Below are 2,745 nucleotides of genomic sequence, written 5' to 3'. Positions count from 1 at the left end.
TGTGGGTTACAACCCAGGGGGGGGCGCGGGGGGGGGGGGGGTGGCGGCAAAAAAGGGTGTTTATTTGGGGGGGCGGGGGGGGGGGGGGGGCGCCCGAACCCCCCAAACCCGGGGGGGGGGGGGGGCGGGCCCCCCCGCCGGGCCCCCAACGGTCCTGCGCAGCCCATCCCGACCGGCCCCTGACAATTCCCTGCGCGTGCCAGCCACGGAAAGGAATCAAAAGATCAAAAGCAAAAGCGGGTCGCTTCGCTCTGAGCCGAGCATGGCTCGGCTCTACACGAACAATTCGATCATTTCCACGTTATCCACACATGGCGTGGATCTACCGACAGATCGCAGGAAACTGTCGAAGGCGGGGTGGGGGGGGGGGGGGGGGGGGGGGGGGGGGGGGCGGGGGGGGGCGCCCCCCCCCCCCCCCCCCCCCCCCCACGGCACAATCGCCTGATGAGCCCGACCACTCCCGTTTCCGCCCTCACCATCGCCGGCTCCGACTCCGGCGGCGGCGCCGGCATCCAGGCCGACCTGAAGGCCTTCGCCGCACATCGCGTGCACGGCCTTTCGGCGATCGCCGCGCTGACCGCACAGAACACCCGCGGCGTGACCGCCGTGCATGTGCCACCGATCGACTTCCTGCGTGCACAGCTGGACGCCTGCTTCGACGACTTCGACATCCACGCGGTGAAGCTCGGCATGCTGGCCAACGCCGAAGTGATCAACGCCGTCGCCGACGCACTGGAGAAGCATCGTCCGCCCCACGTGGTGCTGGACCCAGTGATGGTCGCCACGAGCGGCGCACGCCTGCTGGAAGACAGCGCATTGCAGGCCATGCGTGAGCGCCTGATCCCGCTGGCCACGCTGATCACCCCCAACACGCCGGAAGCAGAACTGCTGGTCGGCCGGAAGATCAGCAACGGCGAAGACGCCGAGCAGGCGGCCTCCGCCCTGCTCGATCTTGGTGCGGGCGCGGTGCTGCTGAAAGGCGGCCACCTGCAGGAAGGCAATCGCGTGATCGACCGCTATTTCGACGGCGTCAGCAGCGAAGAATTCATCCATGCGCGCCTGCCACTGGATGCGCACGGTACCGGCTGCACGCTGGCCTCGGCCATCGCCGCGCAGCTGTGCAATGGCCTGAGCCTGGCCAATGCCTGCGAAGCCGGCATCGACTACATCGCACGTGGGCTGCAGCAAGGCTATGCGCCGGGCCGCAGCGAAGTGCTGGTGCTCGACCATTTCGGCGCGGCACCGCACGCATGAGCCTGACGCCGCGCATCCTCGCCGTGCAGTGCAACGACGGCCATCGCTACGAAGTGATCGCCTGCGTGCCCGCACAGCCCATCGCGCGCCTGCTGTGGCTGCCCGCGCTGGGCGTGGCTGCGCGCCACTACCTGCCGCTGGCGCAGGCACTGGCGGCGAAGGGCGTGGCGGTCTACCTGCATGAGTGGCGCGGCAACGGCAGCAGTTCGCTGCGGCCATCGCGCACGCGGGACTGGGGCTATCGGGAAGTACTCGAACAGGATCTGCCGGGCAGCCAGGCCGTTCTGGCTGCAGCGGATGACGAGGCTGGCGCCCTGCCCTGGATCATCGGCGGCCACAGCCTCGGCGGGCAGCTGGCCTGCGTGCACGCAGGCCGCAATCCGCAGCACTTCAACCGGCTATGGCTGGCCGCCAGCGGCTCACCGTTCTGGCGCAGCTTCCCGCCACCGCGGGGCTGGCTGTTGCCGCTGGTCTACCGCTTCCTGCCGTGGATCGCGCAACGCCAGGGCGTCCTGCATGGTCGTCGCCTTGGCTTCGGCGGTACCGAGGCGCGCGGCCTGATCGCCGACTGGGCGCGCGTCGGCCTGAACAACCATTACGCCGCGGTCGGCATGGACGAAGACCTCGACGCGCAGATGGCGCGCGTGCATGGCAGCGCGCAGGCGGTGCTGATGGAACATGACTGGCTGGCACCGACCGGATCGATGCGCACGCTGCTGGCGAAACTGCCGAATGTGGTCGCGCAGCTGCGCGTGCTGTCCGCGCAGGAACTGGGTACGCACGCCGATCACTTCGCCTGGCTGAAGGCCCCGGACGCCGTGGCTGACAGCTTTTTCATTCAGTTGGATGAAAATTTTCACAAAACTGTTGACGGTGCGCGCCGACATCCGCATAATTCCGCTCCTGTCGCAGGGCGCCCGTAGCTCAGTTGGATAGAGTACCTGGCTACGAACCAGGCGGTCGGGAGTTCGAATCTCTCCGGGCGCACCACTCGACAGGTTTCCAGCATCCGCCGCTGGAAATGAAGTAAAATTAAGTAGTAAATTGATTGTGTACCGCGCGCCCGTAGCTCAGTTGGATAGAGTACCTGGCTACGAACCAGGCGGTCGGGAGTTCGAATCTCTCCGGGCGCACCATACACAGTCAACACAACAAGTTTATGTAATTGGCGCCCGTAGCTCAGTTGGATAGAGTACCTGGCTACGAACCAGGCGGTCGGGAGTTCGAATCTCTCCGGGCGCACCATTACACCGAAACAGCAGGCCTCGGCCTGCTGTTTTTTTTATGTGTGTTTTTCGGCAGGGCTGCGCCCTGCACCTGCCGAAGCCACGGCCGGAGCAACAGCAACAGCTGGCATTCCGAGGGATGGTGGGGGGGGGGGGGGGGGGGGGGGGGGGGGGGGGGGCCCCCCCCCCCGCGGGGGGGGGGGGGGGGGGGGGGGGGCGCGGCGGCGGGGGGGCGGCGGGGGGGCGCGCGGCGCACTTGCGCGCT

Annotated in this window: 2 protein-coding genes and 3 tRNA genes; all 5 read left to right on the top strand. The window is 67.9% G+C overall.

The features are described from left to right. Positions 1-444 precede the first annotated feature (444 nt). The 5 genes from thiD to QRO91_RS22210 all read left to right on the top strand — a co-directional run bounded on the left by thiD (position 445) and on the right by QRO91_RS22210 (position 2,499). Positions 445-1,254, top strand: a complete 810-nt coding sequence (gene thiD / locus QRO91_RS22230; protein ID WP_100443620.1) for a bifunctional hydroxymethylpyrimidine kinase/phosphomethylpyrimidine kinase — start codon at positions 445-447, stop codon at positions 1,252-1,254. Continuing rightward, on the top strand, positions 1,251-2,177 hold the full coding sequence (locus QRO91_RS22225) for an alpha/beta fold hydrolase (protein ID WP_049426725.1): 927 nt from the start codon (positions 1,251-1,253) through the stop codon (positions 2,175-2,177). Before thiD ends, QRO91_RS22225 begins: the two co-directional genes overlap by 4 nt. Continuing rightward, positions 2,168-2,244, top strand: a tRNA-Arg gene (locus QRO91_RS22220). Before QRO91_RS22225 ends, QRO91_RS22220 begins: the two co-directional genes overlap by 10 nt. Before the next feature lie 69 nt (positions 2,245-2,313). After that, positions 2,314-2,390: transfer RNA gene (locus QRO91_RS22215), tRNA-Arg, on the top strand. 32 nt (positions 2,391-2,422) lie between these two features. Continuing rightward, a tRNA-Arg gene (locus tag QRO91_RS22210) sits at positions 2,423-2,499 on the top strand. Positions 2,500-2,745 lie beyond the last annotated feature (246 nt).

The organism is Stenotrophomonas maltophilia group sp. Smal32 (genome assembly GCF_030237085.1).
Taxonomy (GTDB): Bacteria; Pseudomonadota; Gammaproteobacteria; order Xanthomonadales; family Xanthomonadaceae; genus Stenotrophomonas; species Stenotrophomonas maltophilia_Q.
Note: the sequence above shows the minus strand (reverse complement) of the source record. Positions and strands in the feature narration are given on the sequence as shown.